Origin of the sequence: Faecalibacterium sp. An121 (assembly GCF_002160915.1) — a bacterium.
Taxonomy (GTDB): Bacteria; Bacillota; Clostridia; order Oscillospirales; family Ruminococcaceae; genus Faecalibacterium; species Faecalibacterium avium.
Window position 1 is genome coordinate 89,537 of the sequence record NZ_NFLM01000010.1, and the last position, 20,126, is coordinate 109,662.

Here is a 20,126-nt window from a genome sequence, read left to right on the forward strand (position 1 = left end):
ACCCAGACAGGGTCTTTTTGTCTGTTTTTTCACGCGGGCAGGTGCACCGTCACGGTCAGGCCGTGGGGCTGGGTCTGGGCGAAGTGCAGCCTGGCCCTGTGGGCCTGGACGATCTGGCGCACGATCCGCAGGCCCAGCCCATGCTCCGCCCCGCCGGGGACTGCCGCCTGGGTGCTGGCCACCGGCGCGCCCCGGTTCAGGCTGGCCAGCCGCTGGGGGCTGACCCCCACCCCGTCGTCCGTCACGGTGAAGCAGCAGCCGCCCCCCGCGTCCGGCGTCACCGACACGGCGATGCGGCAGCCCTCGGGGTTATGGTCGATGCAGTTGCGCACCAGGTTGAACAGCATCCGTTCCAGCAGGGCCCCGTCCCCTGCCACCGTCATCCGGCAGTCCGGGTCTGTCTCGGCAAATTCCAGGACATAGCGGTCGGGCAGGCCGCTGTTCAGCACTTCGCTCACCGCCTGGCGGGCCAGCTCCACCGGGTCCAGGGGCTTGCGCTCCACCGGCCGCAGGGCGTATTCCAGCTTGGTGGTCAGATTCAGGTCGGCCACCAGACTGGTCAGTTTTTCGCCCTGGCGGCGGATCACACCGGCCTGGCTGCGGGCCGCTTCGGGCAGGGCCGGGTCCTCCTCCAGCTGGCTGGCATACCCCAGGATCACCGACAGCGGGGTCCGAATGTCGTGGGAGATCCCCCGGATCCACTCGGCGCGGGTGTTGTCCTTCTGGGCGATGTAGGATGCGGCGCGGTTCAGGCTGGCGCTGATCTCGGCCAGCTCCCCCACCTCTTTCAGGGTCTGGGGCTTGCCGTCGGCCAGGCCCCGGATGGCGTTCAGGATGGGCCCCATGGCCTTTTCCACCCGGCGGGTGCTGCGGATGAACAGTCCCACCACCAGCAGAAGGTTTGTGTAAAAGATGGCGCTGGCCAGCACGGTCAGCAGGTCCATATAATCCCGGTCCAGCGAGACATAGTATTTGACCATCGACCCTTTGGGACTGCCCACCACCACCAGGCTGCCGTCCTCCTGGGCCCATACCGTCACCGGCCAGTCCTCCAGATACGACCGGCTGAAGCGGGCGATATCCCCTGCGGTATAGGGGTGGTCCAGCTCCGGGGGCAGCCGGTATTTCCAGGCCACCTGGCCGGCAGGGTCCAGCACCATGGCCCAGGCCTCCCGCTCATCCAGCATCTGCTGGCCCACCACATTCACCTTCCAGTCCCCGCCGCTCCCGGTCAGGTTGTCGCAGAAAGCGGAGATGGAAAAGGTGGTGGGAACGGTCATCTCCCCCACCAGCAAAAGCCCCGCCAGCACCGCCACATTGGCCGCGAACAGCAGTGCCAGCAGCCCCAGCGTGGAAAACACATACCGGCGGAAAAACCGCTCCACCCCGTTCATCGCGCCGTCCCCTTGGGGTCGGGCAGATCCAGCCGGTAGCCCAGCCCCTTCACCGTCACAATGGACACCGGTCTGGAGGGGTTCGACTCGATCTTTTCCCGCAGGTGGCGGATATGGGTGGCCAGGGTGCTCTCATAGCCCTGCCATACCGGCCCGCACACGGCTTCGCACAGGGCCCCGGTGGTGACGATGCGGCCGGCATTCTCGTACAGCTTGCGGAACAGCAGCAGTTCCTTGGCGGTGAGGGGGTAGCTGTCCTGGCCCCGGCGGGCGGTGGCGGTGCCCAGATCCACGCTGGCCGCCGCCAGCTGCACCCGGCCCCCGGTGTCCGGGCAGGTGCGCCGCAGGATGGCCTGGGCGCGGAACAGCAGCTCCCGCGGAAGGAAGGGCTTGGCCAGGTAATCGTCCGCTCCCGCCTCAAAGCCCGCGAATTTGTCCTCGGCCTCGCCCCGGGCGGTCAGCATCAAAACCGGCACCCGGCTGTCCTGCCGCAGGGCGCGCAGCACCGCAAAGCCATCGATATCGGGCAGCATCACATCCAGGATCACCAGGTCCGGCATGGCCTGGCGGCACAGTGCCAGGGCCTCGGCCCCTGTGCCCGCCGTCAGCACCTGACCATAGCCCGCCCGGGCAAAGATCCCCTGCACCATCTGGCGCAGCTCGGCCTCGTCATCCACGATCAGGATGGTCTTATCTTTGTTCATATGGGCACCTCCCCTTTTGCCCTATTGTACCACAGCCGCCGCCCAAGGCACAGCCCGCCGGGGCATTCTCAAGCAAAACTTAATCTGTCCCCCCTCGACAGAAGGCCGGCGCCGTGTTAAGATAGAAAAAACACAGCCCGACGCAGGCTGTGCCCATCCTGATTTTCCTGTGAGGTACCGCCATGAGGATCATCCGCAAACTGTTCACCCGGCTGCTGCTGCTCGTACTGGCCGCGGCGGTGGCCGTGTGCTGCCTGGTGGGCGCCGGAGGCTACCGGATGTACCGGGCGGCCCTGGCCCAGCAGAGCCTGCAGGACCGGGTGGCCGGCATCCGGGCCCAGCCGGGCTATACCCCCCTGGATCAGCTGTCCCAGCTGTATCTGGACGCGGTGGTGGCCGTGGAGGACCGCCGGTTCTATCAGCACGCGGGCATCGACCCCATCGCCATCGTGCGGGCTGCGGTGCACGACCTCTCCACCGGCACCCTGGACCAGGGAGGCAGCACCATCACCCAGCAGGTGGCCAAAAACCTGTTTTTCACCCAGGAAAAACAGTTCGTCCGCAAGGCGGCGGAGGTCTTTATGGCCTTCGCGCTGGAGGACAGCTATTCCAAGGACGACATCCTGGAACTGTATGTCAACACCATCTATTTCGGGGACGGATACTATGGCATCCACGATGCCGCACAGGGGTATTTCGGCCAGTCGCCCGCCGCCCTGACCCCCTATCAGTCCACACTGCTGGCGGGCATTCCCAACGCGCCCTCGGTGTACTCGCTCACCGCCCGGCCCGACCTGGCCGCCCAGCGCCAGCAGTACGTACTGCGGCAGATGGTCCGCAACGGCTATCTCACCCAGGCCCAGGCGGACGCCATCGTCCCTTCGTAGTGCAGATCTCTGTCCCCGCACATCAAAAAACTGCCGGCCGGCCCCTCGGGCCTCACCGGCAGCGGTTCCTGGTCGGAGTGGCGAGACTCGAACTCGCGGCCTCCTGCTCCCAAAGCAGGCGCGCTACCAACTGCGCAACACCCCGGAACATCCTTCTTAGTATAACGCGTTTGACCTGTTTCGTCAACTGGGAGGCGGCATTTATGCCCGTGCTTTTTCTCGATATCGACGGGGTGTTGTGCACCCCGCGCAGCACCCGGCTGGACTGGCTGCTGCGCCGTCCCATAGACCGTCCGTCCCTGGACCCCCTTGCCCTGCACCGGCTGGGCAGGCTGGTACGGCGCGCGGGGGCGCAGGTGGTGTTGTCCTCTTCCTGGCGGTACGGCTTTGACAGCGAGGATCCTCCGGTCCGCCGCATCCTGCAAAACCTTTCTTCTGTCCTGGCCGCCCACGGCGCGCCGCTGGACGGGATAGCTCCTGTGCTGGGCCTGTCCAAAGGCGAGGAGATCGCCGCCTGGCTGGCGGACGCCCCTGCCGGGCCCTATGCCATCCTGGACGACCGGGCCGACGAGTTTACCGCTGCGCCTCAGCTGCGGCCGCATCTGGTGCTGGTGGACAGCCGTTATGGGCTGCGCCGCCGGGACTGCCGCCAGGCTCTGGCCCTGCTGGGACGAAATTTTTGATCCATCCAAGGAGGTATCAACCATGATCGACTTTGAAAATCCGTCTTTCCTCAAGCTGCGCCCGGTCAGTGATTCCAAGCTGGCGCGTCTGGTGAGCCCCCTGCTCTGCCCCGGCGAGCAGATCATCCAGGAATTCCAGAGCGTACGGGACGGGGTGATCTTCACCGACCGGCGTGTCATCGCCATCAACATCCAGGGCGTCACCGGGATGAAAAAAGCCTACACCATCCTGCCTTACAAGCGGGTGCAGGCCTTTGCCATCGAGACCGCCGGCATCGGCGATCTGGACGCCGAGCTGCAGCTGTGGTATTCCGGGCTGGGCACGGTCCGTTTCGAGCTGCTGGCAGGCAGCGACCTGGCAGCCCTCTGTCAGGCCATCGAGACCGGACTGGAAGCCTGAGCGCATCCGGGACTACGCTACACAAACAGCCAGGGACAGGCCCCTTCTGAGGTCGTCCCTGGCTTTCGTTTTTGTCTCACAGCAGTTCCAGCTGGGCCAGCAGGCCGTCCAGCTGTTCGAAGGTGTACAGGCGGTTGAACACCTCCAGCATCTCTTTTTTGGACAGGCGGGGCGGCAGGCCCAGGGCCTCCAGCAAGCGGTATTTCCGCTGGACGGCCCCTGCCGTGCCCGACAGCCCCCAGTCGTACAGATCCCCGTAGGTGATCGCCCGGCCCTGGGGGGCGGGGGCCTCCTGGCCGTCCTCCCCTTCGGGGCCCAGCGCCTGGCGCAGGCTGCACAGCACCACCTCATCGGGCACCCCTTCCACCCCCAGCAGGCCCTCCTTGCCAGGGGCAGCCTTGCGGCGCTCCTTGCCGGGCATGGCCGGGATATAGGCCTGGGCCACATATTTCGCGCCCACCAGATTGGTGATGTAGGTGCGGATCTGGAACCCCGCCCGGTCCGAGTCGGTCAAAAGGATCAGGCCGTTTTTTCTGGCCAGCTCTTTGAGCAGCCTCTGACGCTTTTTATCCGAGAAGATGGCAAACCCCCCGGTCAGAAGGATCATGGCGTCGGTCAGACGGGCCAGGCGGGCCGCGTCGTATTTGCCCTCCACCACCAGCACCCGGCTGGTGTGCAGCCGGCCGCTCACTGGCTGCCTCCCGCCATGGCCAGGCGGCACAGGGCCGTCTCCAGCAGCACCTGCGGACTGACCGGCTGGCTCTTGAGGGCCTGGTCCAGTTCCAGCAGCACCTGAAGGCAGGCTTTCAGCTGGGGCAGGGTGTAGCCCGCTGCCGTCTGGGCCGACTTTTTCAGCCGGTAGTCGCTGCCCTTGTAGCCAAAGTCCTTGAACACGGCGCTGTAATTCTTTTTGTTCTGCTGCCCCAGTTTGACCCGGTACAGATCCACATAGCTGCCGATCATGGCCGCGGTGATGGCGATGGGCTCCTGGCCCAGCCGCAGCAGGATATGCAGCTTTTTGCAGGCGGCGGCCGCATTTTTGCCGGTGACCATCCGCACCATCTCAAAGACGTCCGCCTCCAGGCTGACCACTCCCGCCTCCGCCACCATGGCCGGGGTGATGGTCTGGTAGCCCGACAGGGCCGCCAGCTTGTCCACCTCGTTCTCCAGCAGATAGGGGTCCTCGCCGCAGCGCTCCAGCAGGGCGGTCAGGGCGGGCCCTGTCAGCTGGGCGCCCTGGGCCTGGGCCCGTTCGGCCGCCATCTGGCGCAGCTCGGTGGGCCCGGGACGGGTCATCTCCTCCGCATAGCCCAGTTTTTTGCACTGGGCCACCAGGCGCTGGGCCCGTTTGCCCGGCCTGGGCTTGCCGGTGCGGTCGGCCTCAAAGACGCTGCCCAGCACCAGCACGGCGTTTTCCAGACTGGCCACCGTATCCATAAAGGCTTCCAGATCTTTTTCGCCGTAGGCCCCGGGGTCCAGTTCCGGCAGGCAGACCACCCGCCGGGTCCCAAAAAAGGAAATGGTCCCCGCCGCCATGATCAGCTGTTCCACCTGGGGGGCGGCTCCGTCCAGCACCGTCACTTCCTCCCCGCCGGCCAGCACCCGGCAGGCCAGGCGCACCGCCTGGCGCACCAGATATCCCTCGCTGGAATAAAAATAGAACACCGGACAGCCCTGCCGGGCCAAGTCCGCCAGTTTGCTCTCTGTGGGCATCCGCTTCGCCTCCTGTCTGTGTGTATCATGGGATTGCCCTTGCGCCGCCCTCCGGACGCAGCCGCAGGATGCGGGCAGGCGGCTGCTCCATCCAGTCATAGGCAGAAGCAGCCAGCACGCCCTGTGCCTCAAAGGCGGCGCTTTCCGTCCGTCCTGCCAGCAGCCAGTCCACCGGCTGGGGCCGGCCAAGCCAGACCCCCTGGGTGGCCGCGCCGATCTGCCAGGGGCCCACCGTCACCCGGGCGGCGTTGCCTGTCTTCAGATGGACCATCTCCACCTGGATGTCCCCGCAGGCAATGCGGTAATCTCTCAGCTCCCAGCTCTCGCCCAGCCCCTGCACCGTGACGGTGCGGGCCGCGTCGGGGCGGTCGCGGTAGCCCGGCTGGGTGCGCAGGTCCACCAGCCAGTCGGCCTGACGGATCCCCCGGCGCTCCAGGGCCTGCTCCACGGCGGCCCGTCCGCCCTGATAGAGCACCACCGCCCGGCCGTCCTGTACCAGCACCGCCGAAGGCCCGCTGCCCACCGCAACCACCTCCACCACGCCCTGGCTCAGCCAGGAGCTGACGCTCAGACTTACAGCCCCTACCAGCACCACGGCGTACAGACAGTGGACGGGCCTTATCTTCCAGCGGCGGGCCAGCAGGCACAATCCCATCAGCACCAGGCAGACCACCGCCGCATAGTGGGTATCAAAGGAGAGCTCGGCCCGGGGCCAGGCAGCTGCCATCCGGGCCCAGCCATTCAGGATGCGCACCAGAATCCCGGCGCCCCAAGCGCACAGGTGGTACAGGGGCTGCAGCCCGGCCCACAGGCCCAGCAAAGCCGCCGCGATGCCCAGCACCATCAGCGGCTCCACCAGCCACAGGATCAGCACCCCGGACACCAGGGCGTAGGGGCTTGCACTGAGGCCCCGCAGCACCAGCACCGGGAAGGTGGCCGCCGACGCGCACACCGAGATGCACCCCGCCTCCCAGAAGCTCCGTCCCAGCCGTCCCAGAAAGGCCGCAGCCCCGTTCCCATACGGCAGGGGATCTTGGGGCGGCAGGATATCCCGGGCCAGGGCGGCCCCGGCCAGGGTGCCCGCCACCGCCGCAAAGGACAGCTGAAAGCCCACATCGCACACCGCATAGCTGTTGAAAGCGCTCATGACCAGTCCGGCCGCAGCCAGGCTGGTCAGCGGGTCGGAGGGGGCCAGCAGCCATACGCCCAGCGCGCCGATGACCACCGCCGCCACCGCACGCAGCACCGACGGCGTAAACCCGGTGATCCCGCACAGCAGCACGGCCAGACATACCGGCCACAGGGCCGCCAGCCGCTGCCGCCACAGGATCCCGGCGTGCCAGCCGCCCACCGCGGGCCGGGGCGCCGCCTGCTCCTCCCGGGCCAGACACAGACCCAGGCGGCGGTAGACGCGGGAGCCGCTCCGTCCCGGCAGGAAGATGGCCAGCTTCTGGCCCCGGTCCAGCCAGCGGCGCTTCTCCAGCAGACCCGGCTTCAAAAAGCCGCACAGCAGGGTGACGTGCATTCCGCTGACCACCAGCACATGGCTCAGGCCTGCCGCCCGGTAGTCATCGTTCAGCTCCTGGCTGATGCGGGTGCGGTCCCCTACGATCATGGCCGCCAGGGCTCCGGCCTCGTCCCCCTCCAGCTCCCGGCAGAGGGCGTCGCTGAGGCGGGTCTGCAGCCGCGCCGACCAGGCCCGGAATCCGGGCGCCGGGCCGGCCGTCTCGAACCGCCGCTTGTAGTAGGCGTCGAACGCCACCCCATCGGCATAGCGGTCCGCCCGGCTGTCCATGGACGGCGCCTCCAGCAAAAACCGCCCCGTGATCCGGTCCCCGGCCTGGCACAAGGGCAGATCGTCGCACCAGCAGCAGAAATCCGCCGCCTCGCCGTTTGCCGTCTGTACCCGCAGCCTGGCCCGCACCGTATCCTGGGTGTAGCCGGGGCGCAGATCCTCCACGCAGGCGGTCAGGTCCACCAATTCTCCGTCGTACCGTTCGGTCCACACCGCAAAGCGGGCCGCTGTCTGCCAGCTGAACGCCGCCCCCAGCACCGCCCCGGCCAGAAGCCACAGGCCATAGCCCCGGGCCTGGCGGCCCAAAGCCAGCAGCGCGGCGCAAAAGATGGCAAAAAGAGCCGCAAGCGGCCAAACCACCTGCGGCTCAAAGGCAGCTGTCAGCTGCGCCCCCAGCGCTCCCAGGAACAGGGCGCAGACCGGCCGCCTGACCCCATCAGTGGAAGAACAGGGGCAGCGGCTCCAGGAAGATGATGTCCTGGCGCTTGGCTGCGTCCCCTTCCGCCAGAACGGCGGCCTGGCCCACGATCTCGCAGTGGGTCTGCTCGGCCAGCGCATCCAGGGCTTTCAGGCTGCCGCCGGTGGAGATCACGTCGTCCACCACCAGCACCCGCTTGCCGTTCATCTCATCCAGCTCTTTGCGGTCGATGACCAGCTTCTGCTTGCCGGCCGTGGTGATGGACTGATCCTCCACCACCACCGGGTCCTTCATATACAATTTGACATTCTTGCGGGCGCAGACATAGGGCTTGCCGCTCTGCCGGCTCATCTCGTGGGCCAGGGGGATGCCCTTGGCCTCGGCGGTGAGCAGGATATCAAATTCGGGGCACTTTTTCAGCAGCTCCGCAGCGGCGGCCACCGTCAGCTCGGTGTCCCCCAGCATGATGAAAGCCGCAATGTCCATGTGGTCGTTCACCTTGCAGATGGTCAGCTCACGGGTCAGGCCCGCGACCTTCAGGGTATAGGTTTCTGCCATGATATCTCTCCTTACTTGTTGCAGCCTGCGCGCTCAGCCCGCAGGCCAGCCCATCTGGCGTTTTGCCATGACGTGGAAATGCAGGTGCTTGACGCTCTGGCCTGCATCCTCCCCCACATTGGACACGACGCGGTAGCCCCCATCGCAGCCCAGGCTGTCGCACAGCCGGGCGATGGTGGCGAAGATGTGGCCCAGCAGGGCCCCGTCCTCCTCGGTCAGGGCAGCAGCCGACGGGATGTGCTTTTTGGGGATGACCAGAAAGTGCACCGGCGCCTGGGGGTCGATGTCGTAAAAGGCCAGCAGCCGGTCGTCCTCGTACAGCTTGTTGGAGGGCACTTCCCCCGCGGCGATCTTACAGAACAGGCAATCTTCCATAGATGGGACAGCTCCTTTCGTATGGTTCTTTTTATCGGTCAGCGCGGCCCGGCAGGCCGCGGTCGGGCCATCAGTTCATCTGCTGGGCCACAACGCCTGCGGCGGCGTGGAGGGCCTCGTCGATCTTGTTGGGGTCTTTCAGGCCGGCCATGGCAAAATCAGGCTTGCCGCCGCCCTTGCCCCCGGCGATGGCAGACAGGTCCTTGACCAGGCTGCCCGCCTTGAGACCCTTCTCCTGCGCCAGCTTGTTGACAGCCACCGCCATCGAGATCTTGGCGCCGTCGCTGCCCACCAGCACGGCCACCACCGGCTTGACGGCCTTTTCGCGCAGCGTATCGCACATCCCGCGCAGCGTGTCGCCGGTGGTGCCTGCAAAGTAGGCGGTGACGATCTTGACGCCGCCCACTTCCTCGGCAGCCTCGAACAGGCTCTGCACCCTGGAGGCGGCCACCTGGGCCTTCATGTTGTCCAGTTCCCGGTGCATGGCCTTGTTCTCTGCCATCACAGCCTCGGCGCGGGCCACCACGTCGGCCACGTTGTTGGCCTTGAGGGCGGCGGCGGTGCTGCGCAGCACCATCTCATTCGTGTTGGCGCGCATCAGCAGGTTTTTGCCGGTGACGGCCTCGATGCGGCGGATGCCTGCCGCCACCGAGGACTCGCTGATGATCTTGAAGCCGCCGATCTGGGCGGTATTCTGCACATGGGTGCCGCCGCAGAACTCGGTGGACCAGCCGCAGACGTCCACCACCCGGACGATCTCGCCGTACTTTTCGCCAAACAGGGCCATGGCGCCCATCTTCTTGGCCTCGTCCAGAGCCATGCTGCGGACATCCACCTGCATGGAGTCGTAGATCTTATCGTTGACGATCTTTTCCACCCGGGCCAGCTCCTCGGGGGTCACTGCGCTGAAGTGGGTAAAGTCGAACCGGGTGACATGGGCGTCCTGATAGGAGCCGGCCTGGTGCACATGATCGCCCAGCACCTCCCGCAGGGCAGCCTGCATCAGGTGGGTGGCGGTGTGGTTGCGGGCAATGGCCCAGCGGTATTCCTTGTCCACCTGAGCGGTCAGGGTATCGCCCACCCGCACATAGCCGTTCTCCAGCACGCAGGTGTGGACGAAGTATCCCTTGGGAGTCTTTTTCACATCCAGCACCCGCAGCGCGCAGTTGTCGCCGGACAGCACGCCGTGGTCGGCCACCTGGCCGCCCATCTCGGCGTAGAAGGGGGTCTTATCCAGCACCACCAGCACCCCTTCCTTGGCCTGGTCATCGGTGGAAATGCCGTCGGTGAGGGTCTCCTCATCGGACAGGGCCACCACCACGCCGGTATCGGTCAGGGTGTCGTAGCCGGTAAAGACGGTGGGGGCTGTGGTCAGCTCACCGAACAGGTCGGCGCTCCAGCCCGAAATATTCTTCTTGAGGCGCTCGGCGCGGGCGCGCTCTTTCTGCTTGGTCATCTCGGCGTGGAAGCCGTCCTCGTCCACCTGGATGCCCTGCTCGGCGGCGATCTCCCGGGTCAGGTCCAGGGGGAAGCCGAAGGTATCGTTCAGCTTGAAAGCGTCCAGGCCGCTGAGGATATGCTGATGGGCCTTTTCCATGGCGTCGATCAGGCCGGTGAGGATGTTCATGCCGGCATCGATGGTGCGGGCAAAGTTGGCCTCCTCGGTGCCCACCACCTTCTTGATGTAGGCGGCGTGCTCCCGCAGCTCGGGATAGGCGCTCTCACTGGACTGGATCACCGTCTCCACCAGGTCCACCAGGAAGGGGCCCTGGATGCCCAGCAGGCGGCCATGGCGGGCGGCCCGGCGCAGCAGACGGCGCAACACATAGCCCCGTCCCTCATTGGAGGGCAGGATACCGTCCGACACCATAAAGGTGCAGCTGCGGATATGGTCGGTGATGACGCGGATGGACACGTCGGTCTTTTCGTTCTGCTTATAGGTCTTGCCGGCGATGTGCTCCACATGGTGCAGCACGCTCTGGACGGTGTCCACCTCAAACAGGTTGCCCACCCCCTGCATCACGCAGGCCAGACGCTCCAGGCCCATGCCGGTGTCGATGTTGGGCTTGGGCAGACGCTCATAGTGGCCCTTGCCGTCCGAATCGAACTGGCTGAACACCAGGTTCCAGATCTCCATATAGCGGTCGCAGTCGCAGCCGGGGCCGCAGGTGGGCTTGCCGCAGCCGTACTCGGGGCCGCGGTCGAAGTAGATCTCGGAGCAGGGGCCGCAGGGACCGGAACCGTGCTCCCAGAAGTTGTCCTCCTTGCCCATGCGCACCATGTGGTCGGGGGCGATGCCCACCTTCTGGGTCCAGATGTCATAGGCCTCGTCGTCGTCCAGGTAGACCGAGATATACAGCTTGTCCTTGGGAATGGCCATCCACTCGTCGCTGGTCAAAAACTCCCAGGCCCAGGGGATCACCTCATCCTTGAAGTAGTCCTGGAACGAGAAGTTGCCCAGCATCTCAAAAAAGGTGCCATGGCGGGCGGTGATGCCCACCCGCTCGATGTCGGGGGTGCGGATGCACTTCTGGCAGGTGGTCACCCGGTGGCGGGGCGGCTCCTCCTGGCCCAGGAACCATTTCTTCATGGGGGCCATGCCGCTGTTGATCAAAAGCAGGCTGGGGTCATCCTTGGGCACCAGAGGGAAGCTGCCCAGGCGCAGGTGGCCCTTGCCCTCAAAAAAACTGAGGTACTTCTCACGCAGTTCATTCAAACCGGTCCATTGCATATACGATTCTCTCCTTGTTCTAGATATGACACGGCAGCGGAGCGGAAACAAAAACAGCCCCCGCCCCGACCAGGGACGAAGGCTGCCGTGTAACTGCTCCGTGGTACCACCCAATTTGCGGCGGGCTGTGGCCCTGCCGCCTCTTTTTGCCGCAATAACGCTGCGCCGCGCCCGGCTTATCTCACCGGGAGCTCGAGGGTGGCATGGGGTGTGGTCAGACCGGAGGGCCTTGCAGCTGGAAAGCCCTCTCTCTGCGCGGCTGCGCCGCACCCCTGGCCCTGTCATAGCCAAGTAAACCTTTTTTGATTCCGGCTGCGGCCCGCAGGGCCGCACCGATTAAATTATAGCATGTACGCGGCTTTTGTCAACCGTTTCGCTCAAAATTCCAGCGCGGGGCTGATCTCGCTGCGGCGCTGGGCCTGCACCACACAGTCTTTGCCGGGCACCACGCTCCCCGCCCCCAGGGTGGTAAAGACGGTTTGCAGCGCCAGGGCCGGCGTGTTGTTCTCCTGGGACAGGTGGCACAGGGCAAATTTCTCACACCCGCCCTGCACCAGCTCCAGCAGCTTCTCGCTGCATTCGTCGTTGGAGAGGTGGCCCCGGGGGCTCTCGATGCGGGCCCGCAGATAATACGGATACGGCCCGTTGCGCAGCATATAGGGATCGTAATTGCTCTCCAGCGCCACCAGGTCGCACCCGGCCAGGGCCTGGTGCACCGGCTGGGTCAGGGTACCCAGGTCGGTGGCAATGGTCATCACTTTGCCGTCGGGGGTACAGATGCGGTAGCCCACGCAGGGCACATCGTGGCTGGTGGCAAAGGCCCGCACGCCAAACCCGGCTACATCGGTCTCCTCCCCGGCTTTTTCGTCCATCACCCGCAGAGGGCAGGCCGCCGGGACGGTCCCCGAGGCCTCCAGCGCCTGCAGGGTGGCCTCGGCCCCATACACCGGCAAAGGATGCCGCTTGAGGAAGGTCGCCAGGCCCTTGATGTGGTCGCTGTGCTCATGGGTGACCAGGATGCCCCCGCAGCCGGCGGCGTCCAGCCCCAGCTCCCGCAGGGCCCCGGTGGTCACCCGCACCCCTTTGCCCATATCCACCAGCAGATAGGCATCCTTGCAGCGCACCACGCTGCAGTTGCCCGACGATCCGGAATAAAGCGAGATAAATTCTGCCATCCAAAGGGGCCCTCCCCGCCCCACAGGAAAGGAGCCGCACCCCTGGGATGCAGCTCCCGCTGTCGTACATCGATCCGATCAGAGCGCCTGCTCCAGCGCGGCGGGCACCCGCTCCACCTTGCGGATATCGGCCCCCAGGCCCTGGAGCTTTTCCACGATGTTCTCGTAGCCCCGCTCGATGTGGCTGATCTCCTCGATCTCGCTGGTGCCGTCGGCCATCAGGGCCGCCACCACCATGGCCGCGCCGGCCCGCAGGTCACTGGCCCGCAGGGGCGCGGGGATCAGGTGGTCCACCCCTTCGATGACCGCCACCTGGCCGTCCACCTGGATGTTGGCCCCCATCTTGCGCAGCTCGTCCACATAGCGGAAACGGTTGTCCCAGATACCCTCGGTGATGGTGCTGGTCCCCTTGGCCACGCTCAGGAGCACCCCCATCAGGGGCTGCATATCGGTGGGGAAGCCCGGGTGGGGCATGGTGTTGATCTTGGTGGGCAGGATGGGCCCGGTGCGGCAGACGTGCACCGAGTCGTCAAACTCCTCCACCTCGGCGCCGCAGCGGCGCAGCTTGGCGGTGATGGGCTCCAGGTGTTTGGGGGTGACGTTCTTGATCAGCACGTCCCCGCCGGTGGCCACGGCGGCCACCATATAGCTGCCGGCCTCGATCTGGTCGGGGATGATGCTGTAGGTGCACCCATGCATCTGAGTGACCCCCCGCACCTTGATGACGTCGGTGCCTGCGCCCCGCACATCGGCGCCGCACATATTCAGGAAGTTGGCCAGGTCCACCACATGGGGTTCCTTGGCGCAGTTCTCCAGCACGGTCTGGCCCTCGGCCATGACGGCGGAGAGCATGGCGTTCATGGTGGCGCCCACGCTGACCTTGTCAAAGAAGATGCGGGCGCCCCGCAGTTTCTCCCTGGCCCGGACCGTGATCATGCCGTAATCCACGCTGTCCTGGGCGCCCAGGGCGCTGAACGCCTTGAGGTGCTGGTCGATGGGACGGGGACCCAGGTTGCATCCGCCGGGCATGGCCACCTGGGCCTTGCCGAAGCGGGACAGCAGCGCCCCCAAAAAGTAATAGCTGGCCCGCATCTGGCGGGACAGATCGTCCGGCACATTGGTGCCCATCAGATGGGTGGTGTCGATCTCATAGGTGTTCTTGCGCAGCATGCGCACCTGAGCACCCAGAGCGCTGAGGATGTTCAGACTCACCGACACGTCGCTGATATTGGGCAGATTCTCGATCACACAGACGCCGCCGGCCAGGATGGTGGCGGGCAGGATGCCCACTGCCGCATTTTTGGCGCCCGATATGGTGACTTCGCCCTGCAAAGGCTTGCCGCCTGTAATAACAAACTTCTCCAAAGTAATGATCTCCTTCATGGGTCCGCAGATTGCATAAACGTCCCACGCCGCTTTCCCTCCGGCCCGCCCCGCAGTTTTTGCACACAGACAGGCGCATTTTGGGGACGGCAAACAGAGGCCGCCCCATTGCGGCTCACCTTATTATACACAACTCTCCGAAAAAAGCAAAGTTTCAGGCCGTGGGTTTGCCCTTATTTTCTGTTTTGCCCAGATTCTCCATATTCATTCTGCTTTTTTCTCCCTTTTTCACAGAATGTACAACACCGCCCCGGCCACTGCGGCTCACCACACCCGGTCCTCGATGGCGGTCTCCTTGATCCAGCCCAGCTGGTAGGCGGCCACCAGCTGCTTGAGGTCGTGCACTTTTTCCCGCAGGACCTCCCCTTCATCCACGTCCTCCACCAGGACCCGGTGGTTTTCCTGCTCCAGGATATTTTCCCGCGAAACGATGTCGATATTCTCGGTGATGGCCTTTTCTGCGCTGATAAAGGGCTGATGGGTGCGCAGGGACATATCCCGGCTGGAGTAGGTCAGGGTATATCCCGCGATGCCGGTCTTGTCGTGGTAGGCCCGGCAGAACCCGCCGTCGATGACGATGAGCCGTCCGCCCCCCTTGATGGGGCTCTCGCCGTTTTTCTCCTGGACCGGCACATGGCCGTTGATGATATGGCAGGAGCCCGGCAGCCCGAACTCCGCCAGGATGCGCCGGCAGACCGACTCCTCGTTGTACCAGGTATAGTAGGGGTCCTTCACCTCCACGTGGGCGGCGGGGTCGGCCACATACAGCCGCTCAAAGGTGGTCATGGCGCTGCGCCCAAACAGCGGGGACAGCTTGCCGCACCACAGATACCACAAAAAGTCCTGGCCGCTGCGCCGGGCCGGGCTGTCCTCGGGGGCATAATAGCCCAGCCGCGCCCGCTGGTCGCAGTAATCCATCAGGGCACGGCCCGCATACAGCCGCCCTTCAAACCGCTCGGCGGCAAAGTCCCCCGCCGCGGTCATGGGCACCGCCCCGTGATAGAGCAGGTTGCCGTTTTCGATGTGGTAGACGCTGCCCTTGGCGTAGAGGAACCGGACGTGCTGCTGGAGCCGGGCGCTCTGCCGGAAGGAGGCCACCAGCCGCTCCACCACCATCTGCTCGTCCTCGTTCAGGGCGGCGGGGTCGGCGGGGTCCACCGTGGGGAAACTGGTGTCCCGCAGCGGGTACTCCCGGCCGCCGATGTCCACCGTCCCCCTGTCCCAGTGGATCCGGCGCAGGAAGTCCCGACCCTGCATCTGGAAATCGGGGTTGCGGTCGATGACCGCGCACTCCAGCTTGAACAGGATGATGGAAATGGCCTTGTGCATGACGGCGCAGCGGTAGAGCATCCCCTCGGTGTAGGGGCCGCGGGCGGCGTCGGTGTGGGGCATCCAGATGGTCAGATCGTCCCGGCCGTAATACTGGTCGGCCATCCGCTGCAAATGCCGCAGATTGATGCCATAGCTGTCCTCGATCATGCCGTGGTTGTGGTAAGCAAGGGTGGTCTTGAGAACGGTGGCGCAGCAGATGGGGCTGCCGGCCGCCGCGCCCATCCACACCACATCGTGGTTGCCCCACTGGATGTCCACGCTGTGATGGCGCAGCAGCAGGTCCAGAATGATGTCGGGGCGGGGCCCCCGGTCGAACAGGTCCCCCACGATGTGCAGCTTATCCACCGCCAGCCGCTTGATCAGCTCACACAGCCGGGTGATGAACCGCTCGGCCCGCCCGTTCTCAATGATGCTGCCCACGATCTGGCCATAGTAGAGGTCCTTGTCGTGGTCCTCGAAGTGGGCGTGGAGCAGCTCGTCCAGAATGTAGCCGCAGCTGGACGGCAGGCAGGAGCGCACATAGTTGCGGGTGTGCTTGGAGGACACCAGCCGGCAGATGTCGATGAGGCGGAACAGCGTCTGGCTGTACCAGTCCTCCAGCGCGGCCTCGGTGGACTGTTTTGCCTTGAGCTGAGGCAGCTTTTCGGCCGGGTAGTAGATCAGGGTGGCCAGCTCGGCCCGGGTCTCGGGGGGCACTCCCTGGCCCAGCACCTGGTCCACCTTCTCCCGGATCACCCCCGAAGCCGAGTTGAGGATGTGGACAAAGGCTTCGTTCTCCCCATGCAGGTCGCTCATGAAATGTTCGGTGCCCTTGGGCAGCTTGAGCAGGGCCTGGGTGCTGATGATCTCGCTGGCCGCAGCCGCCTGGGACGGGTAATCCCGGGCCAGCAGCCGCAGATATTTCAGATTGCGGCGGATCTCCTCGTGTTCAGTCTGCATCGCTTGTCCCTCCCTGTGCAGCGGTATACAAGTTTTTTCTGTATCAGTATAACACGGCGGGGGCAAAAAATGGTATACTGTTTGCGAAACACACCGGTAAATCTTTTGGAAGGGACTTTATGCAATATGTCTACATCATTCGTCATCCCCAGCCGCTGCACCCTCTGCCCCCGGCGCTGCGGCGCTGACCGGGCCGCCGGGCGCACCGGCTACTGCGGCGCGGGGGGCACCCTCAAGGTGGCCCGGGCCGCCCTGCATTTCTGGGAAGAGCCCTGCATCAGCGGCACCCGGGGCAGCGGCACCGTCTTTTTCTCGGGGTGCGCCCTCCAGTGCTGCTACTGCCAGAACTACCCCATCAGCGCCCAGTGTTTTGGCAAGGAGGTCACGGTGGAGCGGCTGGCCCAGATCTTTCTGGACCTGCAGGCCCAGGGGGCCCACAACATCAATCTGGTCACCCCGGGGCAGTGGCAGCCCTGGATCATCGCCGCCCTGACCCTGGCCCGGGACGCCGGGCTGGACCTGCCCATCGTCTGCAACACCGGCGGCTACGAGACGCCGGACAGCATCCGGCGCTGGCAGGGCTTCATCGACATCTGGCTGGCCGACCTGAAATACGTCTCCCCCGCCCTCTCGGCCGAGATGAGCGCCGCCCCCGACTACTTTGCGGTGGCAAAGCAGGCCATCGAGGCCATAATGGCCCAGACGGGCCGCCCGGTCTACGGCCCCGACGGGATGCTGCGCCGCGGGGTGATCCTGCGGCATCTGGCCCTGCCCGGCCACATCGACGACAGCTTCCGGGTGCTGGACCAGATGGCCGCCTGGAACGACGCCGACCCTGGGTGCCTGGTGCCCAGCATCATGAGCCAGTACACCCCCTTTTACAAGGCGGCAGAACACGGCATCGGCCGGCGGATCACCACCTACGAATACCGCCGGGTGGTCAACTATGCGGTGGACAAGGGCCTGACCAGCGGCTTTATGCAGCAGAAAAGCAGCGCCCGGGAAGAATATACCCCCGCCTTCGATCTGACCGGCGTGTGAACTTCTGCCCCTCTCTCCAAACCCGCGCAGCTGCGCCGGAAGTGCGCGTTTTCATCCAGATGCACAGCAAATTTGACGAAAATTTGGTATATTTTTCTCCTTTGTTTCAGCAAGACTGCTTGAAATCCGTTCCAAAAAGAAATATAATGGATACAACAATTACAATGCGGCAGTTTGGCTGCATCCACTCCCATGGGAAACTGAAGGAGGAACCTTATGGAACACTATAACCCCCTGCTGAGCAAAGATACCACCGCCCCCAAGTTCATCACCTGCGGCGAGATCATGCTGCGGCTGACCCCGCCCAACTACGAAAAGATCCGTATGACCTCCAGCTTTGAGGCCAGCTATGGCGGCAGCGAAGCCAACATCGCCCTGGCCCTGGCCAACCTCGGGGTGGACAGCACCTTTTTCAGCGTAGTGCCCAACAACAGCCTGGGCAAGAGCGCCGTGCGTATGCTGCGCTCCAACGACGTGCACTGCACTCCCATGATCCTGGCCACCCCCGAGGATGTGCCCACCCACCGTCTGGGCACCTATTATCTGGAGACGGGCTACGGCATCCGGGCCTCCAAGGTCACCTATGACCGCAAGCACAGCGCCATCACCGAGTACGATTTTTCCCGGGTGGACCTGGATGCTTTGCTGGACGGCTTTGACTGGCTGCATCTGAGCGGCATCACCCCGGCCCTGGCCCCCAACTGCCGTACCCTGACCATGGACCTGCTGAAAGTGGCCAAACAGAAGGGCCTGACCGTCAGCTTTGACGGCAACTTCCGCAGCAGCCTGTGGAGCTGGGAGGACGCCCGGGACTTCTGCACCGAGTGCCTGCCCTATGTGGACGTACTGCTGGGCATCGAGCCCTACCATCTGTGGAAGGACGAGAACGATCACAGCAAGGGCGACTGGAAGGACGGCGTCCCCCTCCAGCCCAGCTACGAGCAGCAGGACGAGATCTTCCAGCGTTTCATTGAGCGCTATCCCAACATCAAGTGCATCGCCCGCCATGTGCGCTACGCCCACAGCGGCAGCGAGAACAGCCTGAAGGCTTTCATGTGGCTGGACGGCCATACCTTTGAGAGCAAGCTGTTCACCTTCAACATTCTGGACCGGGTAGGCGGCGGTGACGCCTTCGCCAGCGGCCTGATCTACGCCATGCTGCACCACTACAAGGCCATGGACATCATCAACTTTGCGGTGGCCAGCAGCGCCATCAAACACACCATCCATGGCGACGCCAACATCACCGACGATGTGCGCACCATCCGCAACCTGATGAACATGAACTACGACATCAAGCGCTGACCTCGTACTTATCCCGCCCCCGGCTGGTAGCCGGGGGCTTTTTGCATCCCAAAAAAGCTTGACATTTGCCCTGCTGCGCTTATACTGAAAGACGGACATGAAAACAGGGGCGCCGAAAGGCTGAGATCCGCACAGGCGGAGCACCCTTTAACCTGATCCGGGTAATGCCGGCGTAGGTAAGTTTGCGGAACGTCCGTTTTGTGAACACCCCGTGCGCCTGCTGAATGCCAGCGGGCGCATTTTGTTTTTGTGTACTATTTTTGAGGAGGGATCTTTCCCATGACCAAAACTTACTCCAAGACCCGCATCCTTGTGGAATGCGCCCTGATGATCGCAGCGGGCACCGTGCTGTCCAACTTCAAGATCTATGAACTGCCCAACGGCGGCAGCGTCACCTTCCTGAGCATGCTGCCCTTCGTGCTGGTGTCCTTCCGGCATGGAGCCAAGTGGGGCCTGTTCACCGGCTTTGTGAACAGCCTGCTGCAGATGCTGCTGGGCTTCTATGCGCCGCCGGTGCCCAGCTTCCTGTATTTCCTGGGCGAGGTGCTGCTGGACTATGTGCTGGCTTTTATGGCGCTGGGCCTGGCCGATCTGTTTGCCCGCCCCTTCAGGAACCGCGCCGTGGGCATCGCGGCGGGCACCTTTGCGGTGGGCTTTTTGCGGTTCATCTGCAGCTTCTTGTCCGGCGTGCTGGTGTGGGGCAACCTGAACGAGGGCCTGGCCGCCTGGACTTACAGCCTGGGCTACAACGCCAGCTATATGCTCCCTGAGACCCTGCTGACCATGGCAGGCGCCCTGCTGATCTACAAGGCCGCGCCCCAGCTGTTCGCGCCGCAGGAGCGCAAAGGCTGAGCGCAAAAACAACGCATTGCCGCCAGGCTTCAACGCCCGGCGGCTTTTTTGCAGAAAAAGTCAAAAACAGGCTTGACATTCTCCCCGCCCTTTGCTATAATAACTGACGTCGCCGGTCAAACACCACCGCGGCGGCCCGCAAAACGGAACATTTGGGGGTATAGCTCAGCTGGGAGAGCGCTTGAATGGCATTCAAGAGGTCAGCGGTTCGATCCCGCTTATCTCCACCAAGACAAAGACCTGAAGCAACTGCTTCGGGTCTTTTTGTTTGCCAGCCTTCAGAAGCTGTCACAAAAATTGCATTCAAAAATTGTTCCATATGTCGTAACCGCCCCATAATCCCCCGTCTAGCAAAGCGGCGGAAGAAGTGAGAGAATAAGAAAAAGAGACAAATGAGATCAGAGGTCTCAGAAGTCTAAGAAGTGCCGGAAGTCTCAAAAA

General features: G+C 64.2%; 17 protein-coding genes, 2 tRNA genes and 1 riboswitch. Of the genes, 7 read left to right on the forward strand and 12 right to left on the reverse strand.

The features are described 5' to 3' along the window. Positions 1–29: 29 nt before the first annotated feature. Both B5E66_RS07435 and B5E66_RS07440 read right to left on the reverse strand, forming a co-directional pair. Positions 30–1,394, reverse strand: coding sequence for a sensor histidine kinase (locus tag B5E66_RS07435; RefSeq protein WP_087230847.1), 1,365 nt, complete (start codon positions 1,392–1,394; stop codon positions 30–32). Continuing rightward, positions 1,391–2,098: a response regulator transcription factor gene (locus tag B5E66_RS07440; RefSeq protein ID WP_087230850.1), complete on the reverse strand. Its 708-nt coding sequence runs from the start codon at positions 2,096–2,098 to the stop codon at positions 1,391–1,393. Before B5E66_RS07440 ends, B5E66_RS07435 begins: the two co-directional genes overlap by 4 nt. A 182-nt stretch (positions 2,099–2,280) precedes the next feature. Between B5E66_RS07440 and B5E66_RS07445 the strand changes: the two genes are divergently transcribed. Then, positions 2,281–2,985 carry a transglycosylase domain-containing protein gene (locus B5E66_RS07445; RefSeq protein ID WP_087230853.1) on the forward strand — a complete coding sequence of 235 codons (705 nt, stop codon included), beginning with the start codon at positions 2,281–2,283 and terminating at the stop codon, positions 2,983–2,985. 69 nt (positions 2,986–3,054) lie between these two features. On the opposite strand, the gene B5E66_RS07450 is transcribed toward B5E66_RS07445, so the two are convergent. Further along, positions 3,055–3,130: transfer RNA gene (locus B5E66_RS07450), tRNA-Pro, on the reverse strand. Between the two features lie 58 nt (positions 3,131–3,188). Between B5E66_RS07450 and B5E66_RS07455 the strand changes: the two genes are divergently transcribed. Both B5E66_RS07455 and B5E66_RS07460 read left to right on the forward strand, forming a co-directional pair. Further along, the gene (locus B5E66_RS07455; protein ID WP_087230855.1) at positions 3,189–3,668 is read left to right on the forward strand and encodes an HAD domain-containing protein; all 480 of its coding nucleotides are present in this window, start codon (positions 3,189–3,191) and stop codon (positions 3,666–3,668) included. A gap of 22 nt (positions 3,669–3,690) precedes the next feature. After that, on the forward strand, positions 3,691–4,068 hold the full coding sequence (locus B5E66_RS07460; protein WP_087230858.1) for a PH domain-containing protein: 378 nt from the start codon (positions 3,691–3,693) through the stop codon (positions 4,066–4,068). A gap of 76 nt (positions 4,069–4,144) precedes the next feature. Here the strand turns inward: B5E66_RS07460 and B5E66_RS07465 are convergent, their stop codons facing one another. The 9 genes from B5E66_RS07465 to B5E66_RS07505 all read right to left on the reverse strand — a co-directional run bounded on the left by B5E66_RS07465 (position 4,145) and on the right by B5E66_RS07505 (position 16,487). Continuing rightward, positions 4,145–4,759 (reverse strand): toprim domain-containing protein, encoded by a 615-nt coding sequence (locus B5E66_RS07465; protein ID WP_143406944.1) that lies wholly within the window; start codon positions 4,757–4,759, stop codon positions 4,145–4,147. Further along, the gene (gene holA, locus B5E66_RS07470; RefSeq protein WP_087230861.1) at positions 4,756–5,781 is read right to left on the reverse strand and encodes a DNA polymerase III subunit delta; all 1,026 of its coding nucleotides are present in this window, start codon (positions 5,779–5,781) and stop codon (positions 4,756–4,758) included. The genes B5E66_RS07465 and holA overlap by 4 nt, the downstream gene beginning before the upstream one ends. Positions 5,782–5,806: 25 nt before the next feature. Next, positions 5,807–7,936: a ComEC/Rec2 family competence protein gene (locus B5E66_RS07475; RefSeq protein ID WP_087230864.1), complete on the reverse strand. Its 2,130-nt coding sequence runs from the start codon at positions 7,934–7,936 to the stop codon at positions 5,807–5,809. 76 nt (positions 7,937–8,012) lie between these two features. Then, positions 8,013–8,552, reverse strand: a complete 540-nt coding sequence (locus B5E66_RS07480) for a phosphoribosyltransferase family protein (RefSeq protein WP_087230867.1) — start codon at positions 8,550–8,552, stop codon at positions 8,013–8,015. 33 nt (positions 8,553–8,585) lie between these two features. Further along, on the reverse strand, positions 8,586–8,927 hold the full coding sequence (locus tag B5E66_RS07485; RefSeq protein WP_087230871.1) for a histidine triad nucleotide-binding protein: 342 nt from the start codon (positions 8,925–8,927) through the stop codon (positions 8,586–8,588). A 70-nt stretch (positions 8,928–8,997) separates the two neighbouring features. Further along, a complete protein-coding gene (alaS, locus tag B5E66_RS07490) occupies positions 8,998–11,658 on the reverse strand; it encodes an alanine--tRNA ligase (RefSeq protein WP_087230876.1) in 2,661 nt (886 codons plus the stop codon). 377 nt (positions 11,659–12,035) lie between these two features. Beyond that, positions 12,036–12,833, reverse strand: coding sequence for an MBL fold metallo-hydrolase (locus B5E66_RS07495; protein WP_087230879.1), 798 nt, complete (start codon positions 12,831–12,833; stop codon positions 12,036–12,038). Between the two features lie 78 nt (positions 12,834–12,911). Further along, positions 12,912–14,198: a UDP-N-acetylglucosamine 1-carboxyvinyltransferase gene (locus B5E66_RS07500; RefSeq protein ID WP_164474867.1), complete on the reverse strand. Its 1,287-nt coding sequence runs from the start codon at positions 14,196–14,198 to the stop codon at positions 12,912–12,914. A 282-nt stretch (positions 14,199–14,480) separates the two neighbouring features. Beyond that, on the reverse strand, positions 14,481–16,487 hold the full coding sequence (locus B5E66_RS07505) for a fructose-1,6-bisphosphatase (RefSeq protein ID WP_087230886.1): 2,007 nt from the start codon (positions 16,485–16,487) through the stop codon (positions 14,481–14,483). A gap of 126 nt (positions 16,488–16,613) precedes the next feature. Between B5E66_RS07505 and B5E66_RS07510 the strand changes: the two genes are divergently transcribed. The 4 genes from B5E66_RS07510 to B5E66_RS07525 all read left to right on the forward strand — a co-directional run bounded on the left by B5E66_RS07510 (position 16,614) and on the right by B5E66_RS07525 (position 19,915). After that, positions 16,614–17,528 carry a 4Fe-4S cluster-binding domain-containing protein gene (locus B5E66_RS07510; RefSeq protein WP_087230889.1) on the forward strand — a complete coding sequence of 305 codons (915 nt, stop codon included), beginning with the start codon at positions 16,614–16,616 and terminating at the stop codon, positions 17,526–17,528. Positions 17,529–17,744: 216 nt separating this feature from the next. Beyond that, positions 17,745–18,833 carry a sugar kinase gene (locus B5E66_RS07515; protein WP_087230892.1) on the forward strand — a complete coding sequence of 363 codons (1,089 nt, stop codon included), beginning with the start codon at positions 17,745–17,747 and terminating at the stop codon, positions 18,831–18,833. Between the two features lie 95 nt (positions 18,834–18,928). Then, positions 18,929–19,030, forward strand: a riboswitch (TPP riboswitch). An 82-nt stretch (positions 19,031–19,112) separates the two neighbouring features. Next, positions 19,113–19,685 carry an energy-coupled thiamine transporter ThiT gene (gene thiT / locus B5E66_RS07520; RefSeq protein WP_087230895.1) on the forward strand — a complete coding sequence of 191 codons (573 nt, stop codon included), beginning with the start codon at positions 19,113–19,115 and terminating at the stop codon, positions 19,683–19,685. 154 nt (positions 19,686–19,839) lie between these two features. After that, positions 19,840–19,915, forward strand: a tRNA-Ala gene (locus B5E66_RS07525). The last annotated feature ends 211 nt before the right edge of the window (positions 19,916–20,126 follow it).